Source organism: Rosenbergiella nectarea (genome assembly GCF_900111105.1).
In the GTDB taxonomy this organism is placed as follows: domain Bacteria; phylum Pseudomonadota; class Gammaproteobacteria; order Enterobacterales; family Enterobacteriaceae; genus Rosenbergiella; species Rosenbergiella nectarea.
Map to the genome: position 1 here is coordinate 1 of NZ_FOGC01000019.1, position 26,133 is coordinate 26,133.

The 26,133-nt window shown below is 47.5% G+C and carries 22 protein-coding genes and 1 riboswitch; of the genes, 17 read left to right on the top strand and 5 right to left on the bottom strand.

Annotation, left to right across the window (positions count from 1 at the left end; translation table 11 throughout):
- The 10 genes from BMX14_RS15760 to BMX14_RS15805 form a co-directional block, all read left to right on the top strand.
- Window positions 1–480: EF-Tu C-terminal domain-related protein (locus BMX14_RS15760; RefSeq protein ID WP_268993463.1), on the top strand; the 480-nt coding region annotated here is incomplete at its 5' end.
- A gap of 222 nt (window positions 481–702) precedes the next feature.
- Window positions 703–1,089 (top strand): preprotein translocase subunit SecE, encoded by a 387-nt coding sequence (gene secE, locus BMX14_RS15765; protein WP_092678392.1) that lies wholly within the window; start codon window positions 703–705, stop codon window positions 1,087–1,089.
- A 1-nt stretch (window position 1,090) separates the two neighbouring features.
- Window positions 1,091–1,636 (top strand): transcription termination/antitermination protein NusG, encoded by a 546-nt coding sequence (nusG, locus tag BMX14_RS15770; RefSeq protein ID WP_048912868.1) that lies wholly within the window; start codon window positions 1,091–1,093, stop codon window positions 1,634–1,636.
- Between the two features lie 139 nt (window positions 1,637–1,775).
- Window positions 1,776–2,204, top strand: coding sequence for a 50S ribosomal protein L11 (rplK, locus tag BMX14_RS15775; RefSeq protein ID WP_048912867.1), 429 nt, complete (start codon window positions 1,776–1,778; stop codon window positions 2,202–2,204).
- Window positions 2,205–2,207: 3 nt separating this feature from the next.
- On the top strand, window positions 2,208–2,912 hold the full coding sequence (rplA, locus tag BMX14_RS15780; RefSeq protein WP_092678394.1) for a 50S ribosomal protein L1: 705 nt from the start codon (window positions 2,208–2,210) through the stop codon (window positions 2,910–2,912).
- Window positions 2,913–3,215: 303 nt separating this feature from the next.
- Window positions 3,216–3,713: a 50S ribosomal protein L10 gene (rplJ, locus tag BMX14_RS15785; protein ID WP_092678396.1), complete on the top strand. Its 498-nt coding sequence runs from the start codon at window positions 3,216–3,218 to the stop codon at window positions 3,711–3,713.
- Between the two features lie 66 nt (window positions 3,714–3,779).
- Window positions 3,780–4,145: a 50S ribosomal protein L7/L12 gene (gene rplL, locus BMX14_RS15790; protein ID WP_092678398.1), complete on the top strand. Its 366-nt coding sequence runs from the start codon at window positions 3,780–3,782 to the stop codon at window positions 4,143–4,145.
- A 330-nt stretch (window positions 4,146–4,475) separates the two neighbouring features.
- Complete coding sequence (gene rpoB, locus BMX14_RS15795) at window positions 4,476–8,504, top strand: DNA-directed RNA polymerase subunit beta (protein ID WP_092678400.1); 4,029 nt, start codon at window positions 4,476–4,478, stop codon at window positions 8,502–8,504.
- Window positions 8,505–8,585: 81 nt separating this feature from the next.
- Entirely contained in the window at window positions 8,586–12,806 is a 4,221-nt protein-coding gene (gene rpoC, locus BMX14_RS15800) for a DNA-directed RNA polymerase subunit beta' (protein ID WP_092678402.1), read from the top strand.
- Between the two features lie 85 nt (window positions 12,807–12,891).
- A complete protein-coding gene (locus BMX14_RS15805) occupies window positions 12,892–13,962 on the top strand; it encodes a DUF1176 domain-containing protein (protein WP_092678404.1) in 1,071 nt (356 codons plus the stop codon).
- Between the two features lie 23 nt (window positions 13,963–13,985).
- On the opposite strand, the gene thiE is transcribed toward BMX14_RS15805, so the two are convergent.
- From thiE to rsd, 3 genes are all read right to left on the bottom strand, one after another.
- A complete protein-coding gene (gene thiE, locus BMX14_RS15810; RefSeq protein WP_092678406.1) occupies window positions 13,986–14,609 on the bottom strand; it encodes a thiamine phosphate synthase in 624 nt (207 codons plus the stop codon).
- A 1-nt stretch (window position 14,610) separates the two neighbouring features.
- Window positions 14,611–16,533, bottom strand: a complete 1,923-nt coding sequence (thiC, locus tag BMX14_RS15815) for a phosphomethylpyrimidine synthase ThiC (RefSeq protein WP_092678408.1) — start codon at window positions 16,531–16,533, stop codon at window positions 14,611–14,613.
- An 85-nt stretch (window positions 16,534–16,618) separates the two neighbouring features.
- Window positions 16,619–16,719: riboswitch (TPP riboswitch) on the bottom strand.
- 83 nt (window positions 16,720–16,802) lie between these two features.
- A complete protein-coding gene (rsd, locus tag BMX14_RS15820) occupies window positions 16,803–17,354 on the bottom strand; it encodes a sigma D regulator (RefSeq protein ID WP_092678410.1) in 552 nt (183 codons plus the stop codon).
- A gap of 78 nt (window positions 17,355–17,432) precedes the next feature.
- Here rsd and nudC point away from each other — a divergent pair, with 78 nt between their 5' ends.
- The 7 genes from nudC (at window position 17,433) to BMX14_RS15855 (ending at window position 22,668) form a co-directional block, all read left to right on the top strand.
- On the top strand, window positions 17,433–18,203 hold the full coding sequence (gene nudC, locus BMX14_RS15825) for an NAD(+) diphosphatase (RefSeq protein ID WP_268993464.1): 771 nt from the start codon (window positions 17,433–17,435) through the stop codon (window positions 18,201–18,203).
- 235 nt (window positions 18,204–18,438) lie between these two features.
- A complete protein-coding gene (locus BMX14_RS15830) occupies window positions 18,439–18,957 on the top strand; it encodes a bactofilin family protein (RefSeq protein ID WP_177173191.1) in 519 nt (172 codons plus the stop codon).
- Window positions 18,958–19,064: 107 nt separating this feature from the next.
- Window positions 19,065–20,129, top strand: coding sequence for a uroporphyrinogen decarboxylase (hemE, locus tag BMX14_RS15835; protein WP_092678416.1), 1,065 nt, complete (start codon window positions 19,065–19,067; stop codon window positions 20,127–20,129).
- Between the two features lie 8 nt (window positions 20,130–20,137).
- Window positions 20,138–20,806 carry a deoxyribonuclease V gene (gene nfi, locus BMX14_RS15840; protein ID WP_092678426.1) on the top strand — a complete coding sequence of 223 codons (669 nt, stop codon included), beginning with the start codon at window positions 20,138–20,140 and terminating at the stop codon, window positions 20,804–20,806.
- A gap of 62 nt (window positions 20,807–20,868) precedes the next feature.
- Window positions 20,869–21,465: a YjaG family protein gene (locus BMX14_RS15845; protein ID WP_092678418.1), complete on the top strand. Its 597-nt coding sequence runs from the start codon at window positions 20,869–20,871 to the stop codon at window positions 21,463–21,465.
- A 175-nt stretch (window positions 21,466–21,640) separates the two neighbouring features.
- The gene (hupA, locus tag BMX14_RS15850) at window positions 21,641–21,913 is read left to right on the top strand and encodes a nucleoid-associated protein HU-alpha (protein ID WP_092678420.1); all 273 of its coding nucleotides are present in this window, start codon (window positions 21,641–21,643) and stop codon (window positions 21,911–21,913) included.
- A 92-nt stretch (window positions 21,914–22,005) separates the two neighbouring features.
- Complete coding sequence (locus tag BMX14_RS15855; protein WP_092678422.1) at window positions 22,006–22,668, top strand: DUF1481 domain-containing protein; 663 nt, start codon at window positions 22,006–22,008, stop codon at window positions 22,666–22,668.
- A 28-nt stretch (window positions 22,669–22,696) separates the two neighbouring features.
- On the opposite strand, the gene purD is transcribed toward BMX14_RS15855, so the two are convergent.
- Together purD and purH are read right to left on the bottom strand one after the other, a co-directional pair.
- A complete protein-coding gene (purD, locus tag BMX14_RS15860; RefSeq protein ID WP_092678424.1) occupies window positions 22,697–23,977 on the bottom strand; it encodes a phosphoribosylamine--glycine ligase in 1,281 nt (426 codons plus the stop codon).
- 18 nt (window positions 23,978–23,995) lie between these two features.
- Window positions 23,996–25,585, bottom strand: a complete 1,590-nt coding sequence (gene purH, locus BMX14_RS15865; RefSeq protein WP_092678428.1) for a bifunctional phosphoribosylaminoimidazolecarboxamide formyltransferase/IMP cyclohydrolase — start codon at window positions 25,583–25,585, stop codon at window positions 23,996–23,998.
- Between the last annotated feature and the right edge of the window lie 548 nt (window positions 25,586–26,133).

The following is a 26,133-nucleotide window of genomic DNA, read 5'->3' on the forward strand; positions in this document are numbered from 1 at the left end:
ATCGTTAAAGTGGGTGAAGAAGTTGAAATCGTTGGTATCAAAGATACTGCGAAATCTACTTGTACCGGTGTTGAAATGTTCCGTAAGCTTCTTGACCAAGGTCAAGCAGGTGAGAACGTTGGTGTTCTTCTGCGTGGTATCAAGCGTGAAGAAATCGAACGTGGTCAAGTTCTTGCAAAACCAGGTTCAATCAAGCCACACACCCAGTTCGAATCAGAAGTTTATATTCTGTCTAAAGACGAAGGCGGCCGTCATACTCCGTTCTTCAAAGGCTACCGTCCACAGTTCTACTTCCGTACAACTGACGTGACTGGAACCATCGAACTGCCAGAAGGCGTTGAAATGGTCATGCCAGGCGACAACATCAAAATGGTTGTTACCTTAATCCACCCAATCGCTATGGATGACGGCTTACGTTTCGCAATCCGTGAAGGTGGCCGTACTGTAGGTGCGGGCGTTGTAGCTAAAGTTATCGCTTAATCACGATAATATTTGACGTCATGCATGTGAAAAGGGCATCATTTGATGCCCTTTTTATTCGCGATGATACAGAACCTGGCTCATCAGTGATTTTTTAGAAGCCAAATCATTGTTGAGACAGGCTCTGGGTGACGTTGAACTCCAGATGGTGTATGCCGACTGGGTTGGTTACCTCGCAACTCGCGAGGTTTAATAGTTTTTGATTTATGGTGGTAGGTTGTTATGAGTGCAAGTACTGAAGCTCAGGCGAGTGGACGTGGCCTAGAAATAATCAAATGGGTAGTTGTCTTTGCGCTATTGATTATCGCAATCGCGGGTAACTACTTCTATCGTGAAGTTAATCTTCCACTTCGCGCACTAGGCGTGGTTGTCATTATCGCGTTAGCAGGCGGTATTGCTTTCCTTACGACAGCGAAAGGTAAAGCAGCGGTATCTTTTGCGCGTGAAGCAAGAACCGAAGTCCGTAAAGTGGTTTGGCCGACCCGTCAAGAGACATTGCAGACAACAGTCATTGTCGCGATCGTTACGGCAATTATGTCGCTCATTTTATGGGGATTAGATAGCATCCTAGTCCGCTTAGTATCCTTTATCACTGGTCTGAGGTTCTGAAATGTCTGAAGCACCTAAACAGCGCTGGTACGTCGTTCAGGCGTTTTCTGGTTTCGAGGCTCGCGTAGCAGTTTCTCTGCGTGAACACATTAAACTGCACAATATGGAAGAACTCTTTGGTGAGGTAATGGTACCGACCGAAGAAGTGGTAGAGATCCGTGCAGGACAACGCCGTAAAAGCGAACGTAAATTCTTTCCAGGCTATGTATTAGTCCAAATGGTCATGAACGATGCGAGCTGGCACCTAGTGCGCAGCGTTCCGCGCGTAATGGGCTTCATTGGTGGAACGTCAGATCGCCCAGCACCGATTAGCGATAAAGAAGTCGATGCCATTATGAATCGCTTGCAACAAGCAGGTGATAAACCACGTCCTAAAACTCTGTTCGAACCAGGCGAAATGGTACGTGTTAGTGATGGTCCCTTCGCAGACTTTAATGGTGTTGTCGAAGAAGTTGACTACGAAAAAAGCCGCTTAAAAGTTTCTGTCTCCATCTTTGGTCGTGCGACACCGGTAGAGCTAGACTTTAGTCAGGTAGAAAAAGCTTAATTTATCAGCGACAGTTGATTGCATAAGGCGCGAAATTTAATTATAATTTCGCGCCTTTTATATTTATGGGGCTAACGCCCGATAAATTGAATAACCACGGGAAGCCTTTTTAGGCGCTATACCCAACAGAGGAATTATCATGGCTAAGAAAGTACAAGCCTATGTCAAACTGCAAGTTGCAGCGGGCATGGCAAACCCAAGTCCACCAGTTGGTCCAGCTTTAGGTCAACAAGGTGTTAACATCATGGAATTCTGTAAAGCGTTCAACGCAAAAACAGAAAGCCTAGAGAAAGGCCTGCCGACTCCAGTAGTTATTACTGTATACAGCGACCGTTCTTTCACCTTTATTACCAAAACCCCTCCTGCAGCCGTTCTTCTGAAGAAAGCAGCAGGTATCAAATCTGGTTCTGGTAAACCAAACAAAGACAAAGTCGGTAAAATTTCTCGCGCTCAACTGCAAGAAATCGCACAGACTAAAGCAGCGGACATGACTGGTGCAGACGTAGAAGCGATGACTCGCTCTATCGAAGGTACTGCTCGTTCCATGGGCCTGGTAGTGGAGGACTAAGAAATGGCTAAACTGACCAAGCGCATGCGCAATATCCGTGAAAAAGTTTCTGTCACCAAACAATACGACATCAACGAAGCTGTAGCACTGCTGAAAGAATTAGCGACTGCTAAATTCGTTGAAAGCGTAGACGTTGCCGTAAACCTCGGTATCGATGCTCGTAAATCTGACCAAAACGTTCGTGGTGCAACCGTACTACCAAACGGTACTGGCCGTAGCGTTCGCGTTGCAGTTTTTGCACAGGGTGCAAACGCTGAAGCGGCTAAAGCTGCCGGTGCAGAATTAGTCGGTATGGAAGATTTGGCTGACCAAATCAAGAAAGGCGAAATGAACTTTGACGTTGTTATTGCTTCTCCAGATGCAATGCGCGTTGTTGGCCAATTAGGTCAAGTTCTAGGCCCACGTGGTCTGATGCCAAACCCGAAAGTGGGTACTGTAACGCCAAACGTTGCTGAAGCAGTTAAAAATGCTAAAGCAGGTCAGGTTCGTTACCGTAACGATAAGAACGGCATCATCCATACCACTATCGGTAAGGTTGATTTTGACACTGATAAACTGAAAGAGAACTTAGAATCTCTGCTGGTTGCGCTGAAAAAAGCAAAACCAACTTCAGCTAAAGGTGTTTATATCAAGAAAGTTAGCCTGTCTACCACCATGGGTGCAGGTGTTGCAATCGACCAAGCTGGTCTGAACGCATCAGCTAACTAAGTTGACATGGGTGGAAATTTGAACTAAAATTTGCGCCCATTCTCTCCTATGGAGAGCGCAATAGTCTGATTTACTCAGTACTATCGCAAGATTTTCGGTTGGAGCCTGGCCTTATCCAGGCCTCCGTCCAAGACCGCAGGTGTTTTGCATAAAAACTTAATTTCCTGCGTAGACGGTGACAGAACCTTAAAATTTTTTTCTGGATTCTGCTCACCGTATTTCGCGCTCACACTGTTCGCAGTGTGAGTGAAGTGAGTTCTAGATAGATTTCTATCTAGCTAAATAATCCAGGAGCACAAGCTAATGGCATTAAATCTTCAAGACAAACAAGCGATTGTTGCTGAAGTCAGCGAAGTAGCCAAAGGTGCGCTGTCTGCGGTAGTTGCGGATTCCCGTGGCGTTACTGTAGATAAAATGACTGAACTGCGTAAAGCAGGTCGTGAAGCTGGCGTTTACATGCGTGTTGTTCGTAACACCCTGCTACGCCGCGTCGTTGAAGGTACTCCTTTCGAGTGCCTGAAAGACACGTTTGTCGGTCCAACCCTGATTGCATATTCTTTAGAACACCCGGGCGCTGCTGCTCGTATGTTCAAAGATTTCGCGAAAGCGAATGCAAACTTTGAGGTTAAAGCTGCAGCCTTTGAAGGTGAGCTGATCCCGGCGGAACAAATTGACCGTCTGGCAACTTTACCAACTTACGAAGAAGCACTGGCACGTCTGATGTCGACCATGAAAGAAGCCGCTGCAGGCAAACTGGTTCGTACTCTGGCAGCTGTTCGCGATGCAAAAGAAGCGGCTTAAGCCGACTTTTTTACGCAACGTGTTCGCTTACGTTTAAACTAATTCTGATTTTTAGGAACAATTGTTATGTCTATCACTAAAGACCAAATCCTGGAAGCTGTTGCAGCAATGTCCGTAATGGAAGTTGTTGAGCTAGTTTCTGCAATGGAAGAAAAATTCGGTGTTTCTGCTGCTGCTGCTGTTGCTGTTGCTGCAGGCCCGGCTGAAGCTGCTGAAGAGAAAACTGAATTCGACGTAATTCTGAAAGCTGCTGGTCCTAACAAAGTTGCTGTGATCAAAGCAGTACGTGGCGCAACCGGTCTAGGCCTGAAAGAAGCTAAAGACCTGGTTGAAGCTGCTCCAGCTGCAATCAAAGAAGCAATCAGCAAAGACGACGCAGCTGCACTTGAAGCTGCTCTGAAAGAAGCTGGCGCTGAAGTTGAAATCAAATAAGATAACCTTCGGGTTACAGTCTGAGTAGTTGCAGACTGATGGCTGGTGACTATAATGGTTACCAGCCTTTTTGCGCTAAAGAGTTACCTTGGTGTTTCGCACTGTGTCTTCCAAGTTAACTTACCAATATCTTTTTCTATCGACGACTTAATATACTGTTATCCCCGTGGGGTTCCCTGTCTCGCAATAGCAATGAAATGATTTAAGAGTGATAGAAAGACGTATTGCATCACAGACTTTTTCGTCGGTGATGAAAAATAATAACAGTGTTGCATAACTGTCCACTAAAACGGACAACGTAGGCCGACTTGTCAGCTAGCTGAGGAACCTATGGTTTACTCCTATACCGAGAAAAAACGTATTCGTAAGGATTTTGGTAAACGTCCACAAGTTTTGGATATACCTTATCTCCTTTCTATCCAGCTTGACTCGTTTCAGAAGTTCATCGAGCAAGATCCCGAAGGTCAACACGGTCTGGAAGCTGCTTTCCGTTCCGTATTCCCAATCCAGAGCTACAGCGGTAGTTCAGAGCTGCAATATGTCAGCTTCCGTTTGGGCGAACCCGTCTTTGATGTACAGGAATGCCAGATCCGTGGGGTGACTTACTCAGCACCGCTGCGTGTTAAGCTACGCCTCGTCATTTATGAGCGTGAAGCGCCAGAAGGCACCGTCAAAGATATTAAAGAACAAGAAGTCTACATGGGTGAAATTCCACTCATGACCGACAATGGTACCTTTGTTATCAATGGTACTGAGCGTGTTATCGTTTCTCAGCTTCACCGTAGCCCAGGTGTGTTCTTTGATAGTGACAAAGGTAAAACGCACTCGTCAGGTAAGGTCCTGTATAACGCACGGATTATTCCTTACCGTGGTTCATGGTTAGATTTCGAGTTCGATCCAAAAGACAACTTATTTGTCCGTATCGACCGCCGTCGTAAACTGCCTGCCACGATCATTCTGCGTGCGCTCGAGTATACGACTGAGCAAATCATTGGTCTGTTCTTCGATAAAGTTGTTTACGAAATCCGTGACAATCGCCTGCAGATGGAGCTTGTTCCAGAGCGTCTGCGTGGTGAAACAGCGTCTTTCGATATCGAATCTAACGGTACTGTTTATGTTGAGAAAGGTCGTCGTATCACCGCCCGTCATATTCGTCAGTTAGAAAAAGATAAGATTCAGCATATCGAAGTTCCGGTTGAATATATTGCCGGTAAAGTTGCCGCAAAAGACTACATCGATCAAGCGACTGGCGAACTTATCGTCGCCGCTAACATGGAGCTGTCTTTAGATCTGTTAGCGAAACTTAGCCAATCAGGTCACAAGCGTATCGAAACGCTGTTTACCAATGACTTAGATCACGGCCCTTATATTTCTGAAACATTACGCGTTGACCCAACAAGCGATCGTCTAAGTGCGCTGGTAGAAATCTATCGCATGATGCGTCCTGGTGAACCACCAACACGTGAAGCGGCAGAAAACCTATTTGAGAATCTGTTCTTCTCTGAAGACCGTTATGATCTCTCAGCGGTTGGTCGTATGAAATTCAACCGTTCATTAGGACGTGATGAAATCGAAGGCGCGGGTATTCTGAGCCACGACGACATCATCCAAGTAATGAAAAAGCTCATTGGTATCCGTAATGGTATCGGTGAAGTGGATGATATCGATCACTTAGGTAACCGTCGTATTCGTTCTGTTGGCGAAATGGCTGAAAACCAGTTCCGCGTAGGTTTAGTCCGCGTAGAGCGTGCAGTGAAAGAGCGTTTATCTTTAGGCGATTTAGAAACACTGATGCCTCAAGATATGATCAATGCGAAACCTATTTCTGCAGCGGTCAAAGAGTTCTTCGGGTCAAGCCAGCTTTCACAATTTATGGACCAAAACAACCCATTATCAGAGATCACGCATAAGCGTCGTATTTCCGCATTGGGTCCAGGTGGTTTGACGCGTGAGCGTGCAGGCTTCGAAGTGCGTGACGTACACCCAACGCACTACGGACGTGTCTGTCCAATTGAAACCCCTGAAGGTCCGAACATCGGTCTAATCAACTCATTATCTGTTTACGCACAGACCAACGAATATGGTTTCCTAGAAACCCCTTATCGTCGTGTGGTAGACAGTGTTGTGACCGATGAGATTCATTACCTCTCCGCAATTGAAGAAGGTAACTTCGTTATTGCGCAGGCGAACACCAATCTGGACGATAACTTTGGCTTTATCGACGATCTGGTCACTTGCCGTAACAAAGGTGAATCAAGCTTATTTAGTCGTGACCAAGTCGACTACATGGACGTTTCCACGCAACAGGTTGTCTCTGTTGGTGCGTCACTGATTCCATTCCTTGAACACGATGATGCGAACCGTGCTTTGATGGGTGCAAACATGCAACGTCAAGCGGTACCAACCTTACGCGCTGATAAGCCGTTAGTTGGTACGGGTATGGAACGTGCTGTTGCGGTCGATTCAGGGGTAACTGCGGTTGCTAAACGTGGTGGTACGGTTCAGTACGTTGATGCGTCACGTATCGTTATCAAAGTTAACGAAGACGAAATGTACGCGGGTGAAGCGGGCATCGATATCTATAACTTGACCAAATATACACGTTCTAACCAGAACACCTGTATCAACCAAATGCCTTGTGTTTCTCTTGGCGAGCCGGTTGAACGTGGTGATGTCTTGGCTGATGGCCCGTCGACTGACCTCGGTGAGCTAGCGTTAGGTCAAAACATGCGTGTGGCATTCATGCCATGGAATGGTTATAACTTCGAAGACTCCATCCTCGTGTCTGAGCGTGTAGTACAAGAAGATCGTTTCACTACCATTCACATTCAAGAGTTAGCTTGTGTGTCTCGTGACACTAAGTTGGGCTCTGAAGAAATCACAGCTGATATCCCTAATGTCGGCGAAGCTGCACTCTCTAAACTTGATGAGTCAGGTATCGTCTATATTGGTGCTGAAGTTAAAGGCGGCGATATCCTTGTCGGTAAAGTAACACCTAAAGGTGAAACTCAGCTGACTCCAGAAGAAAAACTGTTACGTGCAATCTTTGGTGAAAAAGCCTCAGATGTTAAAGATTCATCTTTACGTGTACCAAACGGTGTTTCTGGAACAGTTATCGACGTTCAAGTCTTTACACGTGATGGCGTTGAGAAAGATAAACGTGCCCTTGAAATCGAAGAGATGCAGCTGAAGCAGGCGAAAAAAGACCTGTCTGAAGAATTGCAGATCCTAGAAGCTGGTTTATTCAGCCGTATTCAAACTGTCTTGATCGCAGGCGGTGTTGAAGCTGAAAAACTTGATAAGTTACCCCGTGAGCGTTGGCTGGAACTTGGCCTGACTGATGAAGAGAAACAAAATCAGTTAGAGCAACTGGCTGAACAGTATGACGAGCTGAAGCACGAGTTCGAGAAGAAACTCGAAGCTAAGCGCCGTAAGATCACCCAAGGTGACGATTTAGCACCGGGTGTTCTGAAAATTGCTAAGGTATATCTGGCCGTTAAACGTCAAATCCAACCTGGTGATAAGATGGCAGGCCGTCACGGGAACAAAGGTGTTATCTCTAAGATCAACCCGATCGAAGATATGCCTTACGATGAAAATGGGACCCCTGTTGACATCGTATTGAACCCACTGGGCGTTCCATCACGTATGAACATCGGTCAGATCCTTGAAACTCACTTGGGTATGGCTGCTAAAGGTATTGGTGACAAGATCAATGCCATGCTGAAACAGCAGCAGGAAGTGGCTAAATTGCGCGAGTTCATTCAACGCGCTTACGACTTGGGTACAGATGTCCGTCAAAAAGTCGATTTAAGTACTTTCTCTGATGAAGAAGTGTTACGTCTTGCTGAGAACCTGAAAAAGGGTATGCCGATTGCAACACCAGTGTTTGATGGCGCGAAAGAAAGCGAAATCAAAGAGCTGTTGACGCTAGCTGATATCCCGACCTCTGGTCAGATCACGCTATTTGATGGTCGTACCGGTGAGCAGTTTGAGCGTCAAGTAACCGTAGGTTACATGTACATGCTGAAACTGAACCACTTGGTTGACGATAAAATGCACGCACGTTCTACCGGCTCTTATAGCTTGGTTACTCAGCAACCGCTGGGTGGTAAAGCACAGTTCGGTGGTCAGCGTTTCGGTGAGATGGAAGTGTGGGCACTTGAAGCATACGGTGCTGCTTATACCCTGCAAGAAATGCTTACTGTGAAATCGGATGACGTTAATGGCCGTACGAAGATGTATAAAAACATCGTCGATGGCAATCATCAGATGGAACCAGGCATGCCGGAATCCTTCAACGTACTGTTGAAAGAAATCCGTTCGCTGGGTATTAACATCGAGCTGGAAGACGAGTAAGCACTCGATTTTCTACTGGTTACAGGAGAGCTGGCTGCGGGCCGCTCTCCTGAGAAGTCTCACTCCGACGGGAGCTAATCCGTGAAAGACTTACTTAAGTTTTTAAAAGCGCAAACTAAAACCGAAGAGTTTGATGCGATCAAGATCGCCCTGGCGTCGCCAGACATGATCCGTTCCTGGTCTTTCGGTGAAGTGAAAAAGCCAGAAACGATTAACTATCGTACCTTTAAACCAGAACGTGACGGTCTTTTCTGTGCACGTATCTTTGGACCGGTAAAAGATTATGAGTGCTTATGCGGTAAGTATAAGCGCCTTAAACACCGTGGTGTGATCTGTGAAAAATGTGGTGTTGAAGTTACTCAGACTAAAGTACGTCGTGAGCGTATGGGTCACATTGAGTTAGCGACGCCTACCGCACACATCTGGTTCTTGAAATCACTGCCATCGCGCATCGGTTTATTACTGGATATGCCTCTGCGTGATATCGAACGTGTACTGTACTTCGAATCTTATGTTGTGATCGAAGGCGGTATGACCAATCTTGAAAAGCGCCAGATCCTGACCGAAGAGCAGTATCTTGATGCTTTAGAAGAATTTGGTGACGAATTCGACGCGAAGATGGGTGCAGAAGCCGTTCAAGCCCTGTTGAAAAACATGGATCTTGAGCAAGAGTGCGAGCAACTGCGTGAAGAACTGAATGAAACTAATTCAGAAACTAAGCGTAAGAAGCTGACTAAGCGTATCAAACTGCTTGAAGCTTTCGTTCAATCTGGAAACAAACCAGAGTGGATGATCCTAACAGTACTGCCAGTTTTACCACCGGATCTTCGTCCATTGGTACCGCTGGACGGTGGACGCTTTGCGACGTCAGATCTGAACGATCTTTACCGTCGTGTGATCAACCGTAACAACCGTTTGAAGCGTCTGTTGGATCTGGCTGCGCCAGATATCATCGTACGTAACGAAAAGCGTATGTTACAAGAAGCGGTTGATGCATTACTCGATAACGGTCGTCGCGGACGTGCTATCACTGGATCGAACAAACGTCCTCTGAAATCACTTGCCGATATGATCAAAGGTAAGCAAGGTCGTTTCCGTCAGAACCTGTTAGGTAAGCGTGTTGATTACTCTGGACGTTCAGTAATCACTGTTGGTCCATACCTGCACCTGCATCAATGTGGTCTACCGAAGAAAATGGCATTGGAACTTTTCAAACCATTTATCTACGGAAAATTAGAACTACGCGGTCTTGCGACAACCATTAAAGCTGCGAAGAAAATGGTTGAACGTGAAGAAGCCGTTGTGTGGGATATCCTGGACGAAGTGATCCGTGAACACCCAGTGTTACTTAACCGTGCACCAACGCTTCACCGTTTAGGTATTCAAGCCTTTGAACCTGTCCTGATCGAAGGTAAAGCGATTCAGCTTCACCCGCTGGTCTGTGCGGCGTATAACGCCGACTTCGATGGTGACCAAATGGCTGTCCACGTGCCACTGACGCTTGAAGCGCAGTTGGAAGCACGTGCACTGATGATGTCGACCAACAACATCTTGTCCCCAGCGAACGGTGAGCCAATCATTGTTCCTTCTCAAGACGTTGTATTGGGTCTGTATTACATGACCCGTGACCGTGTTAACGCGAAAGGCGAAGGCATGGTTCTGACTGGACCTAAAGAAGCCGAGCGCGTTTACCGTGCTGGTCTTGCTGAACTGCATGCTCGCGTAAAAGTGCGTATCACTGAGTTCACCAAGACGGATGAGGGCGAGTTAGTACCAAGCACTAGCATTGTTGACACGACTGTTGGTCGTGCGATTCTGTGGATGATCGTTCCTAAAGGTCTTCCTTACTCAATCGTCAACCAAGCGTTAGGCAAGAAAGCGATCTCTAAGATGCTGAACACTTGCTACCGTATCTTGGGCTTGAAACCAACGGTTATCTTTGCTGACCAAACCATGTACACCGGTTTTGCTTACGCTGCACGTTCAGGTGCATCAGTAGGTATCGATGATATGGTGATCCCAGCAGCGAAAACTGAGATCATCGCTGAAGCGGAAGCTGAAGTTGCAGAAATCCAGGAACAGTTCCAATCGGGTCTGGTTACCGCAGGTGAGCGTTATAACAAAGTCATCGATATCTGGGCAGCCGCTAACGAACGTGTTTCGAAAGCGATGATGGAAAACCTGCAAACTGAAACCGTGATTAACCGTCATGGCGAAGAAGAGCAACAAGTTTCCTTCAACAGCATCTACATGATGGCCGACTCCGGTGCTCGTGGTTCTGCCGCGCAGATTCGTCAGCTGGCGGGTATGCGTGGTCTGATGGCTAAGCCAGATGGTTCAATCATCGAGACGCCAATTACCGCTAACTTCCGTGAGGGTCTGAACGTACTTCAGTACTTCATCTCAACCCACGGTGCGCGTAAAGGTCTTGCGGATACCGCACTGAAAACCGCTAACTCCGGTTACTTGACGCGTCGTTTAGTAGACGTTGCTCAAGACTTGGTCGTCACTGAAGATGACTGTGGTACGCATGAAGGCATCATGATGACACCCGTCATCGAAGGTGGCGACGTTAAAGAACCATTACGTGAGCGCGTATTGGGTCGTGTGACCGCAGAAGACGTATTGAAGCCAGGTACTGCTGATATTCTTGTTCCACGTAATACGTTAATGGATGAGCACATCTGTGACGTATTGGAAGAGAACTCAGTCGACAGTATCAAAGTACGTTCAGTGGTTAGCTGTGCAACCGACTTCGGTGTGTGTGCGAACTGTTACGGTCGTGACCTTGCACGCGGGCATATCATCAATAAGGGTGAAGCCATCGGGGTTATCGCAGCACAATCAATCGGTGAGCCGGGTACACAGCTGACGATGCGTACGTTCCACATCGGTGGTGCGGCATCACGTGCGGCAGCTGAATCAAGCATTCAAGTGAAGAACAAAGGGACTATCCGTCTAAGCAATGCGAAGTCGGTAACCAACTCAGCCGGTAAGCTGGTTGTCACTTCACGTAACACCGAACTGAAGATGATCGACGAATTTGGTCGTACTAAAGAGAGCTATAAAGTTCCTTACGGTGCGGTCATGGCGAAGGGTGATGGAGAACAAGTTGAAGCGGGTGATACCGTTGCAAACTGGGATCCGCACACAATGCCAGTTATCACCGAAGTAAACGGTTTTGTACGCTTTGTTGACATGAATGATGGTCAAACCATTACTCGTCAAACTGACGAACTGACGGGTCTCTCTTCGCTGGTGGTGATGGACACTGCTGATCGTACCACGGGTGGTAAAGATCTCCGTCCAGCCGTCAAAGTCGTTGATGCGAAAGGTGGCGATGTCATGCTGCCAGGTACTGATATGCCAGCACAATACTTCCTGCCAGGCAATGCAATTGTCCAGCTCGAAGATGGTGTACAAATCAGTTCAGGTGATACTTTAGCCCGTGTTCCTCAGGAATCTGGCGGTACTAAAGATATTACCGGTGGTCTGCCACGTGTTGCTGACCTGTTTGAAGCACGTCGTCCGAAAGAGCCGGCGATTCTGGCAGAAATCAGCGGTATCATCTCCTTCGGTAAAGAAACCAAAGGTAAGCGTCGTTTAGTGATCACACCAGTTGATGGTAGCGATCCGTACGAAGAGATGATCCCTAAGTGGCGTCAGCTGAACGTCTTCGAAGGTGAGCGCGTTGAACGCGGTGATGTAGTGTCTGATGGCCCAGAGTCACCACACGACATCTTACGTCTACGTGGCGTACACGCAGTAACGCGCTACATCACTAACGAAGTACAAGAAGTTTATCGCTTACAAGGCGTTAAGATTAACGATAAGCACATCGAAGTTATCGTTCGTCAGATGTTACGTAAGGCAACGATTGCCTCTGCAGGTAGCACCGAGTTCTTAGAAGGTGAGCAAGCAGAAGTGTCACGTATCCTAATCGCTAACCGCGAACTGGAAACAAATGGTAAAGTTGCAGCAACTTTCCATCGCGACCTATTAGGGATTACTAAAGCATCACTGGCAACTGAGTCATTTATCTCCGCAGCATCGTTCCAAGAAACGACGCGCGTGTTAACTGAAGCAGCCGTGGCAGGTAAGCGTGATGAATTACGTGGACTGAAAGAGAACGTTATCGTTGGACGCTTGATCCCAGCCGGTACCGGTTATGCATACCATCAAGATCGTATGCGCCGTCGCCAGCAAGGTGAAGTGCCTGCAGCACCACAAGTGACTGCAGACGAAGCTTCCGCGAGCTTAGCAGAGCTGCTGAATGCAGGTCTGGGCGGTTCAGACGAGTAATTAGAGGTGTTAAGTGAAAACCCTGCTTAGGCAGGGTTTTTTTTATGTCCTATCCCCTATTTCAATCCCTGTTAAGGATCCTGACATGATGATGCGATGGAAAGTATACCCACTGCTAGCAGGGATGTTTTTCAGTACGCTCAGTGGTGCCTCAGAACCCGTGCAGCGGTTATTCGAGCAATGGCAAGTTACCTGTAATAATCTAAACGATTGTGATGTGCGTAACGCTAATCCAGATGAAGATATTCGTATTATTTTAACTTACCAAGCCGGGCCTAAAGGCGCTATAGCCTTGGATATGGCGGGTTATGACAGTGATACACCAGAAGGTATCTGGGTAGATGGTAAACGTTGGCAAACAACCTTGGCATCTCATCGAGCGGATAGCCATCATGATGCTGCAGGCTATTCATCGAATTCATTGGTACAAATCCAAGCGTTTCTCCAGCTGCTGACCAATGCCTCGACGCTCTCCCTCTCGCAGGATTCCGATGAAGGAACTTCGTTGGCGGGATTGATGGGCGCACTAAACTTTATTGATGAACGTCAAGGTCGCCTTCATAACCGTACTGCGCTGATCGTGCCCGGTGAAGGAAGTGCTAATGACGTCCCTCACCGCTATGCAGTCGAACCGCGTTTTATTGTGCAGGCTAAACCCTCGCCACTCAAAGACCCCAATCATCTAATCGAGACGGTGCTGAACTCTCAAGCACGACTCCTTACTGATCAAGAGTGCACACCGGAAGACGAGACGCTGCAAAAAAGTAACGCCAAACCTCTCGATAATCAGCACGCGCTGGTCATGATCAACTGCGTCTCAGGGGCCTATCAATCTTCATCCATCCTATTCGTTGTACCGAAAAATCACCCCGAGCGAGGCAAAATGCTCGATCTGCCGATTCCCCTTAGGAATAATCAAGGTGATGTACAAACCGTTAGCTGGTTTACCGATCCTCATTACGATCCACAGCGAGGACTTCTGTACCATACGGCACGCGGACGAGGATTAGCGGATTGTGGTGAGAGCGCAGTGTGGCGTTTTAATGGGAAAAACTTTGAGTTGATGAGTTACCATAATCAGCCAACCTGTGATGGTGGAGAACCAGGAAATTGGCCATCAGTATGGTTAATGCCTGGCTTTAAGGAAACAGAATGAGCTGAGGCTCATTCTGTGAGCCATTAACGTTGTTCGGCAATGAGTTGCTGAAAAGACGCCACTGCGGCACGCCAGTCAGTGGCTTGGGTAATGGCGCTCACCACCGCAATACTGCCTACTCCTGTTTGCAGGACGTCAGCGGCCCTCTCTAGAGAGATACCGCCGATAGCGACTGTTGGAATCGTCTTGAGTTTGGCAACATGCTCAGCCACTTTAGTAATGCCTTGGGGCGGCATTGCCATCTCTTTCGTTTGAGTGGTGTAGACCGGGCCCAAAGCAATGTATGAGGGATTTAGCGGTAAAACCCGTTCAATTTCCTCATCACTGTGCGTGGAAACTCCGAGTCGCAGCCCAGCTTGCGCAATCGCCGACAAATCGGCCTCCAACAGATCTTCTTGCCCTAGATGTACCCCATAAGCTTGGTACTCGATTGCCAGTCGCCACTCATCATTAATAAATAACCGAGCGTCAAACTGTTTGGTCAATGCAATAGCTTGGCGAATGTCTTCTCTTATCACATCGCTATTAGCGTTTTTAATACGTAGCTGTAAGGTTTTTACGCCTACATTGAGTAGGCGCTCTATCCATTGGACGCTATCGACGACAGGGTAGAGTCCAAGTGCAAATGGGACTTCGGGAAAGCGCATATTAGTGACTCCGCTCGCTTTCTGGGAGGATTGGGGTATAAATTTCGCCGCCAACGTTTTTGAACTGCTCAGCCATGCCTCGCATTTCTGCGTCGATATCTCGGGGGAGATGATCCTCTCGAGGATTATCTTTGGCAAACTGACGCACTTCTTGACTAATTTTCATCGAACAGAATTTCGGACCACACATGGAACAAAAATGTGCGACTTTTCCTGACGCTTGCGGCAGCGTCTCATCATGGAATCTGCGCGCCGTCTCAGGATCTAAGGCTAAATTAAATTGGTCTTCCCAGCGGAATTCAAATCTTGCTTTAGACATAGCATTATCCCTGATTTGTGCGCCAGGATGGCCTTTCGCTAAATCCGCCGCATGGGCCGCGATTTTATAAGCAATAAGACCTTGTTTAACATCCTCTTTATCGGGTAAGCCAAGATGCTCTTTCGGTGTGACATAGCAGAGCATGGCACAGCCTAACCAGCCAATAAAGGCAGCGCCGATACCGGAGGTGAAATGATCGTAACCCGGGGCAATATCCGTGGTAAGAGGGCCTAAGGTATAGAAGGGAGCCTCTTCACAGTGCGCTAATTGTTCGGTCATATTCCGCTGGATCATATGCATGGGGACATGGCCCGGGCCTTCAATCATGACTTGCACATCGTATTCCCATGCTATTTTCGTTAACTCGCCCAACGTTCTTAGCTCAGCGAATTGCGCCTCGTCATTTGCATCTTGAATCGAACCCGGGCGTAGCCCATCACCCAAAGAGAGCGATACATCATAGGCAGCACAAATTTCACAAATTTCGCGGAAGTGTTGATAAAGGAAGTTTTCTTGATGATGTGAGAGGCACCATTTGGCCATAATCGAGCCACCTCGAGAAACAATGCCAGTGAGTCGCTTCGCTGTCATGGGAACATATCGCAACAGCACCCCAGCGTGAATCGTAAAATAATCAACGCCTTGTTCTGCTTGTTCAATCAGCGTGTCGCGAAATAGCGGCCAGTCGAGGTTCTCGGCGATACCATTAGCTTTTTCTAATGCTTGGTATATGGGGACTGTCCCGATAGGAACTGGGCTATTGCGTAGCAACCATTCCCGAGTCTCGTGAATATTACGTCCTGTCGAGAGATCCATAATCGTGTCAGCCCCCCAACGGGTAGCCCAGACCAGTTTTTCGACTTCTTCTTCGATCGAAGAGGTGACGGCTGAGTTCCCAATATTCGCATTCACTTTGACTAAAAAATTACGCCCAATAATCATGGGTTCTGACTCAGGGTGGTTGATATTGGCCGGTATAATCGCTCGCCCAGCCGCTACCTCTTGGCGGACAAATTCCGCTGTTATTTCTCGCGGTGTCTGTGAGCAGAAAGGTGCACCGGGGTGTTGTCGCAATAAATCACTATCGGGAAGTGTCGCTCGCCCCAAGTTTTCCCTGACCGCTATAAATTCCATTTCAGGGGTGATGATACCGCGACGAGCATAGTGGAGCTGTGTGATACAGCCCCCAGCTCTCGCTTTACGGAATTGAAACGGTTTTTGAAAGCGGATCGTTTCAAGTGTGGCATCGGATAACCGCTGTTGGGTGTAGTCAGAGGCGGTATGCTTAATGGCTTCAGAGTCCATTCGCTCAGCAATCCATGCTGCACGCAGGGTCGCAATCCCTTCGTGAACATTCGGGGTGGACGCGGGATCTCCAAACGGGCCGGAGGTATCATAGATAGGAATAGAGGGATTTTCTTCGTAAACAGAAGCATCGTTATTGAGAGTAGGAGAGAGGTGGATCATCCTTACTGGCACACGAATATCCTCTCTTGGCCCTGATAACCATTCTCGCGTAGAGTTGGGAAAGGTTGCGCCGGTTAAAGACTGCAGGAATTGTTGTGCTTGTTGGCGTTTTTCACGACGTGATGAAGTTTCAGACATAGCAGTTTCTCGACATTGAAAGAAAAATGCTTGTCCGGAGTTCGGAAGGAGCAATGTACCTTGAAATAGCAAAACGGTTCAAGGCATAAGATTGACTCTTGTTCCCTTCGCAGGTTCTAACCTGATCAGGTTCCGCGGATCCCGAATTAACGGTCTCAGCCCTATTGGGCACTCCGACAAGATAAATAAGCTAACTTCGCTTTTAAAGGAGATTCCAATTCCCCTTACTGCAGCATAACCTTATTCAACCTAATTCACAACTGCAGTCACTAACTATCGAGCATCCCTGATGAAAGGGAGGCAGACGGTTTCGCCGCATCGATGGCTAATTGCTTAGCCGCTAGTTGCGGAGAGGCATCACGCGATCCGACCAGCTCCGTTGAGAGTAACATCTGATCTTCTAGATCGAATAGCGCATCGAGTTGCATGCCTACTTCTGAAATGACATTACGTAATTTAGGGATCTCGCCGTTAGAGATAGCGGGTTCCAAATAGGTATCGTAGAGCGCAAGCAAAGTATGGGTGTTGTCTTCCAATTGCGGATACAGGGCACTCAGCAAGTTTTGCTGTGCTTGTGAAGCTAACAGCATTTCGATTTGCTGATAGCGTTTAAAGTGCCCAGACGAAAGGTAATCGACTAGGCGCTGACAGAAAGCATCAAGCGCGACTTCGTCACAACGCTGACTATCATTTTTCTGTGGAATGAGTCCAATTAATTGGTAATAAGCGACCAATAATTGACGGCGGCTAGCCAGCCACTGGTCAATCATCGGGTGGCTTACCGTCATTTTTTCGCTTAAGTTAGCTAATTTAGTCAGCATTATGGCTGCTCCGAATAAGGTTAGTTAACTAAGCGTAGACTATATTAATGAATTCACCTGACTTTTAGGAGGCATCGCGTGGTTGAGTACAATCATATGACAGAACAAGAAGGGTGGTGGGTATGTAGCGAGGGGAGAGACCTATGGTTACCCCAGGGCCAACTCCCCTATGGAAAGGCCGGCGAACTAGGCCTTGACGCTGAGCGCGCACGAAAAATAGGCGAGTATCAAGGGAGACCCTGCTGGTTGATATGTCAGCAACAACCCACCGAAATGGAGAATGTTCGTCGTCTTCTGGGTATCAACAAGCAGCTTTTTCAACTGGCGGGGCGGGGTGTTCAATTAGCGGAATTTTATCGCTCTCATCGTTGGTGTGGCTACTGCGGTGCTACAATGAATCGCTCAGAGAAAGAGTTTGCCTGCTTATGCGATCATTGTGGCGAGCGTTATTACCCGCAGATAGCCCCGTGCATTATTATCGCCATTCGGAAAGGCCGAAAAATTTTATTGGCGCAACATCAACGCCATAAACAGCCCATTTTCACGGTATTGGCCGGTTTTGTTGAGGCGGGTGAAACGCTTGAAGAGTGCGCACACCGTGAAGTAATGGAAGAGAGCGGTATTACAATTAAAAATCTTCGCTATGTTGCCTCCCAACCCTGGCCATTTCCCCACTCTTTAATGTGTGCCTTTACCGCAGAGTATGACAGCGGTGAGATTGACATAGATCCCAAAGAACTGAAAAGTGCTGACTGGTTTGACGTATCGCAATTACCAAAAATACCGGAGATTGGCACCATTGCTCGCCGTTTGATTGAAGACACTATTGTGCTTTGCCGGGAAGAATAACGTAAAGCTGATCTCACACAATATTCCCGCTGCCGATTTAGGGTATTACCTATTCCCCATGCGTAACGACCAATTCACTCTATTATGGGTGCTATGGGCAATATGGGGGATATTATTAATCACCTATCTTTCCCCTCACTTTTCTTTCGCCAATTGCGTACAGATTGCTACGTTATGGATAGCGATATGTAGCGCAGTGGCGGTCTATTTTCGTCAGCGTACAAAAAGAGTATTTATGTTTAAAGCTAAAAAGAAAATCGATGTCGTCGACCCAAGTAAAATGGCAATGGCTCCCACGGCTGAAGTGGCTCAAGTGAAAGAAGAGCGTATCGTTAAAGAGACCTTAATTGCTAAAGGTACGGTTCTTACCGGAGAGATCAGTAATGAATCCGATGTATTGATTGAAGGAAGCGTGATTGGCGATATCCACAGCAGCCGATCAATTCGGATAGGCAGAGAAGGGAAAGTCCAGGGAACACTTACGGCGGAGAAGATAACCATTAATGGCTACTTGCAAGGTCGGTGCCAAGCGACGGCGGTGAAGATACTGTCTCAAGGTCGGTTAGATGGCGACATCCAAGCGAACGAGTTATCAATTGAGCGTGGCGGGATCTTCAACGGGAATTCACAATATTCTGCTGATAAAACCGCTAAAGAGGTAGAGAAAATAACGAAAGAGAATGTAACAGCGCTACCTAAACTCGTTACCGCGTCAGAATGCTTACCAGTCAAAAAACAGTGTGATAAGCCGTAGATTACTGGTGGAGGAGTACAGCCGCCACCAAAATAATTTAGTCTGTAGTGTCCACGAAGTTTTTAAATAGCTGTTACACTAGGCCTAGACAAAAGAGAGCCTAGAAAATGAATGAATTAAAAAACGATCGCTATTTGCGCGCATTGTTGCGCCAACCTACAGACGTAACACCTGTTTGGATGATGCGCCAAGCGGGACGTTATTTACCAGAATATAAAGCCACTCGTGCTGTCGCAGGCGACTTTATGTCGCTGTGTAAAAATGCTGAGCTTGCTTGTGAAGTCACGCTACAGCCGTTACGCCGCTTTCCGTTAGATGCTGCGATTCTCTTCTCAGATATTTTGACCATTCCTGATGCAATGGGTCTTGGCCTCTATTTTGAGGCAGGCGAAGGGCCGCGGTTCAGTTCCCCCATTCAAACGATAGCGGACGTGAAAAAACTTCCTATTCCTGATCCTGAGCAAGAATTAGGTTATGTGATGAATGCTGTACGGACTATCCGTAAAAATTTACAGGGTGAAGTTCCGTTAATTGGCTTTTCCGGCAGTCCTTGGACGTTGGCCACTTATATGGTGGAAGGCGGAGGAAGCAAAGCGTTCACTAAAGTTAAAAAAATGATGTATGCCGAGCCCGCAGCACTGCATTTAATGCTAGAGAAAGTTGCCGAGAGCGTAACAAGTTACTTAAATGCGCAGATTAAAGCGGGTGCGCAATCGGTAATGATATTTGATACTTGGGGCGGCGTATTAACTGGGAGAGACTATTTGGAATTCTCCTTGCACTATATGCATAAAATCGTTGACGGCTTGATTCATGAAAATGAAGGTCGTCGCGTACCCGTGACATTATTTACTAAAGGTGGCGGCCAGTGGTTAGAGCAGATCGCCGACACTGGATGTGATGCCATTGGACTGGATTGGACGACACGCATCGATGAGGCAAGACAGCGAGTGGGACACCGTGTCGCCTTACAAGGAAACATGGATCCTTCTATCCTCTATGCGCAACCGGCCCGTATCGAAGCTGAAGTACAAACTATCCTTGCGCAATATGGTCAAGGCAGTGGGCACGTATTCAACCTGGGGCACGGTATCCATCTTGACGTACCGCCAGAAAACGCAGGTGTTTTTGTCGAGTCAGTGCACCGTTTATCTGAGCCTTACCACCGCTAACGATGAGCATTGATTTAGCTGAGTTGAAGGCCTTACAGCAGCAATATGCTACCAAGGTTATTCAATATGACAGGAATGAAGCCTTCTCCCCGCGGTATATTGCCGGGGGGGATGTTGGCTTTGAAGCACAAGGTACTGTGGCGCGTGCAGCGATGGTGATCCTGACTTGGCCTGAACTTGAGCTGGTGGAGTATCAGGTCGCGCGGGTTCCTGTCACATTACCTTATATTCCTGGCTATCTCTCATTCAGAGAGTGTCCGGCTTTAGAAGCGGTATGGCAAATGCTGACTATCAAGCCTGATTTGCTGTTTATTGACGGTCAAGGCGTTGCGCATCCGCGAGGACTGGGTGTTGCCAGTCACTTCGGCCTATTTGCCGATGTCCCTACCATTGGTGTTGCTAAAAGCCGACTCTGTGGCGAGTATGACGCATTATCACCAGAACCCGGCTCAGTCGTCGGTTTGCGATATCAGGGGCAATTAATAGGTTCGGTTCTACGAAGTAAGGTACGCTGCAATCCACTCTTTATTTCCGTTGGACATCAGATCAGTGCGACTTCAGCCTTGGCGTGGACACAACGCTGTTTGCGGGGTTACCGTCTACCCGAGCCTACTCGCTGGGCGGATGCTGTCGCTTCAAACAGACCGAGTTTCCAGCGCTGGCTAGCCCGACAATAACACTGATAATCGCGGTGAATTACGATACACTGTATTAAGCGAATTTATAATGAGTATCCTGCATGTTACGTAACCCAATCCATTTACGCCTAGCCAAGCTTGAGAGCTGGCAGCACGTGACCTTTATGGCATGTTTGTGTGAGCGTATGTACCCTAATTATCAGATGTTTTGCCATGCTACCGGTTTTGCTAATGCACAGCTTTATCGCCGGATCCTCGATCTTATCTGGGAGACCTTATTAGTCAAAGATGCAAAGGTTAACTTTGATAGTCAGCTTGAGAAGTTTGAAGAAGCGATCCCTTCTGGCGAGGACTTCGAGATGTATGGCGTTTACCCTGCGATTGATGCATGTGTCGCGTTAAGCGAGGTGGTTCATTCTCGTTTAAGTGGCGAAACCCTAGAACATGCGATTGCAGTAAGTGAAACTTCAGTAACCACCGTAGCAATGCTAGAAATGACTCAGAGTGGCCGTGAACTCACGGACGAAGAGCTTAAAGATAACGTCGCGGTGATCGACGAGTGGGATGCCCAATGGGAGATTTTCCGCTTACTCGCCGACTGTGAAGAACGAGACTTGGAGCTGATTAAAGGGCTTCGTCAAGACTTACGCGAAGACGCAATAAGTAATATTGGCGTGTTTTTTGAGCAAAAAAGCTAAGAAATTTGGTATCAAAGCCAAATAACCTGTACTGTAGGCTTCACAATCGCCCCCTGTCTAGTCTACATTTGAGGGGCTAATCTTGAGGCTATCAGAACGCGGAGGCAGAAAAGGGTTCATCGATTCTTTTTGCTCTCGTGACTGGCAAGCGATAAATACACTTTAAGGATAACTTATGAACAAGACTCAACTGATTGATGCGATCGCCGAAAAAGCGGATCTGTCTAAAGCCCAAGCTAAAATTGCTCTGGAATCGACCCTTTCTGCGATCACTGAGTCTCTGAAAGAAGGTGATGCGGTTCAGCTAGTAGGCTTCGGTACTTTCAAGGTTAATCACCGTGCAGAGCGTACTGGTCGTAACCCACAAACCGGTAAAGAGATCAAAATTGCTGCAGCAACTGTTCCTGCATTTGTTTCAGGTAAATCCCTGAAAGATGCTGTGAAATAACCGCATCTTAACAGTGATAAGTTTGATCGGAAGGGGAGCTATCCCCTTCTTGATCGGTCCCGTAACACATCTTATTCACTAAAGAGATAGCTATGCGCTCGTTCTCTTATCGACCCTTATTTCTCCTCCCGCTGTTTTGCTCCCTCTGTAGCTGTGCCCTCTTTCAAAAGAAACCTGAAACCCATGCAACGGGCTATCTGGCCGACCGCGGGGTGGTACGTATTTGGCAACATACCTCATCGTCAAATTATACGACGCTACAAACGCTCTTTACTCCGTTTGATGGTTCAGACGAATCAGAAGCGATTTACCACTGGGACCAAGATTCATTGGTGAGTATTTCAAAGCAGTCTCTCCAAGGGCCGGAGAATAGCTTTTCAGCGCGCTTTAGTCGTCAAGACGGAACAACCACCTTTATGCAGCAGAAATATGCAACGTCTCGTCAGCCGCTGACAGTGAATGAGCTAGAACTCGCAAAGTTTGAGGCGCAACGTGTATTGGAGGTCAGCCGAGATCTCATCAATGGTAGGGTTGAATTACATCAGGGGCGTCGGTTATCGGCCCAACAAGTCGAGATGTGTGACGGGACACTCGTCCAGTTTCACTTTACTAATCGAGAGAACCAACGGCTGAGCGGTTTGTCACAGCAGTCGCCAGATTATGTTGCATGGATTGAAGCACCAGAAGGGGAACAGGAATTATTGATGACGACTCGGAACCTGTGTCAGCAACAACCCAATTATTCAAAAAAATAGAGGCTACTTTGACTAGCCTCTATTCGGGTTACTTACGATTTATAGCTCGATAGCCAATATCGTGACGATAGAAACTGCCTTCCCAACTAATCTGGCGAGTAAGCTGATAGGCGTGTTGTTGCGCTTCGGCAATAGTGCCACCAAGCGCTGTCGCACACAGTACTCGGCCGCCGGCGGTTGTTACCTCATCACCGGATAACACTGTCCCTGCATGAAAGACCTTAGCGTCCGTGTTGTCAGTGTGAGGGAGCCCTGTAATGACATCGCCTTTACGGTAGCCATCGGGATAACCGCCCGCCGCAATAACGACGCCAAGTGCTGCTCGCTCATCCCATATAGAGTCAACCTGGTCCAAGCGTCCCGTGCTGCCCGCTAAACATAATTCGACGAGATCGGACTGTAGGCGCATCATGATAGGTTGCGTCTCAGGGTCGCCAAATCGGCAATTGAACTCAATCACCTTTGGTTGCCCTGTTGCATCAATCATTAATCCTGCATACAGGAATCCTGTATAGCGGTTACCTTCTTGAGCCATACCTTTCACGGTCGGCCAAATAACTTGATCCATGACACGCTGGTGGATTTCATCAGTCACGACAGGAGCAGGAGAATAGGCGCCCATTCCACCTGTGTTCGGGCCAGTATCGCCATCGCCGACTCGCTTGTGATCTTGGCTTGTTGCCATCGGCAGGACATGCTCTCCATCGACCATCACGATAAAGCTGGCCTCCTCCCCTTCAAGGAATTCTTCAATAACGATACGGTGCCCAGCATCACCGAATGCATTGCCTGCTAACATATCTTTTACTGCCGCTTCCGCCTCTTCCAGAGTCATGGCGACAATAACCCCTTTGCCTGCAGCTAAGCCATCAGCCTTAATAACGATCGGGGCACCTTGCTCTTGTAGGTAAGCTAACGCTGGCTCGATGTCAGTGAAATTTTGGTAATCCGCGGTCGGGATCTGATGGCGTTCTAAGAAATCCTTAGTAAAAGATTTGGAACCTTCGAGTTGTGCCGCAGCTTGCGTTGGCCCGAAAATCGTTAAGCCTTCCCGTTGAAAAGCATCGACAACTCCTCGAACGAGTGGCGCTTCAGGACCCACAATAGTTAAGTCAATATTCTCGCGTTGTGCGAAAGCCAATAAACCAGGAATATCGGTTACCTCAATCGCGACATTCTCTAACGTTGGTTCGAGTGCCGTACCCGCGTTACCCGGTGCTACAAAGACTTTGGTTACTAAGGGGGATTGCGCAGCTTTCCATGCCAGAGCATGTTCACGGCCACCATTACCGATAATTAGAATATTCATTATGTACTGACCTCATCTCTAGTGGCGGAAATGCCGCATTCCAGTAAAAATCATCGCAATATCGTGCTCGTCTGCTGCCGAGATCACTTCTTCATCACGAATCGACCCGCCAGGTTGGATAACACAACGTACACCCACTGCAGCGGCTGCATCAATTCCATCGCGGAAAGGGAAGAAAGCATCTGATGCCATTGCCGAGCCGCTGACTTCCAAACCTTCATCGGCCGCTTTGATACCGGCAATTTTTGCTGAGTAGACACGGCTCATTTGGCCCGCACCAATACCAATAGTACGATTATTTTTCGCGTAGACAATCGCATTAGATTTTACGAATTTTGCGACTTTCCAGCAGAATAGTGCATCGCGTAATTCTTCTTGAGTCGGTTGACGCTTAGTGACGATAGTTAATTCGCTCTCGCCAACCATTCCTAAGTCACGGTCTTGTACTAATAATCCACCATTAACCCGCTTAAAATCATAACCACTCTGGCGTTGTTGCCATTCACCACAGGTTAGGACACGTACATTCTGTTTTGCAGCGGTAATAGATAAAGCTTCCGCGCTGGCACTCGGGGCGATAATCACTTCGACAAATTGGCGACTAATGATGGCTTGTGCCGTCGCGGCATCCAATTCACGGTTAAAGGCAATGATGCCACCGAAGGCTGAGGTCGGATCTGTCGCATAAGCCAAGTCGTAGGCTTGGAGCAAATCGCTGGCTGTCGCAACGCCACAAGGGTTAGCGTGTTTTACGATGACGCAGGCTGGCTGCTCGAATTCTTTAACACACTCAAGCGCGGCATCCGTATCAGCAATATTGTTATAAGAAAGCGCTTTACCCTGACGTTGAACGGCTGTCGCGACGGAAGCTTCTGAAAGTGTGTCTTCTATATAGAAGGCAGCCTGTTGGTGGCTGTTTTCACCGTAACGCATATCTTGTTTCTTGATAAGGCTAAGGTTCAAGGTTCGAGGGAATTGGCCAGACGGTGTTTTCTCTTCACTATAATAAGCAGGAACCAAGCGACCAAAGTAATTCGCGATCATCCCATCGTAAGCCGCGGTATGTTCGAATGCTTTAATCGCTAGGTCGAAGCGTGTCGCTAAGCTCAAGCCCTGATTGTTGTCGGCTAATTCTTTTAATAGGGGGGTATAGTCAGCGCTGTTAACGACTATTGCGACATCCTTATGATTCTTCGCAGCAGAGCGGACCATGGTAGGGCCACCAATATCGATGTTTTCAACAGCGTCTTCCAGACTGCAATCCTCATTTGCGACCGTTTTGGCAAATGGATAGAGATTTACCACAACCATATCGATAGGTTGGATGTGGTGTTCTGCCATGACCGCATCGTCTTTATCGCGGCGTCCAAGAATGCCACCATGGATTTTGGGGTGTAATGTTTTGACGCGCCCATCCATCATTTCTGGAAAGCCGGTATAGTCTGACACTTCTGTCACGGTTAAGCCTGCTTCTGCTAGTAAACGTGCAGTACCGCCAGTAGAGAGGAGTTCAATACCATGTTCAGAAAGGCCTCGTGCAAAGTCGACGATCCCTGTTTTATCAGAGACACTAAGTAAAGCACGGCGTACAGGACGATGTTGCATAATAGAAGTAAACCTCTGGAGTTGCAGTTTGAAAGATAAAAGCATCGGCGCCTTTAAAATTAACAGGGGCATATTGTAGCGAAAACGTTTGCGTGGATCTCGCGTTAAATGATTTTTTTAAGCCTTTGTGAGTAAATCTGTGGATAACACAGTATAAAGTGGTGTTTTGCTGTGGAATGCAGCAGTCAGTCAGATTTTATTAAAAAAGGTATTGCGCCTTTTTCTGAACTCCCTATAATGCGCATCCACTGACACGGCAAAGCACGATACGCAGCGCGGTGACAGGGACTGGAGCGATTCGGTCCAGGAGAAAAAACAAAAACAATGATTGACTCCTGAAGTGAAGCGAGTAATATACGCCACCTCGCGACAACGAGTTAAAACGTTGATTCGCAATGCTCTTTAACAATTTATCAGACAATCTGTGTGGGCACTCGCAGGATTGATATCACAAAAAAACTTTGTAGTATCAAGTCTTGAAGAGTGACACTGAAAATTCATTTACGAATAACAGAATAATTTCTTTGAGCATCAAACTTTAAATTGAAGAG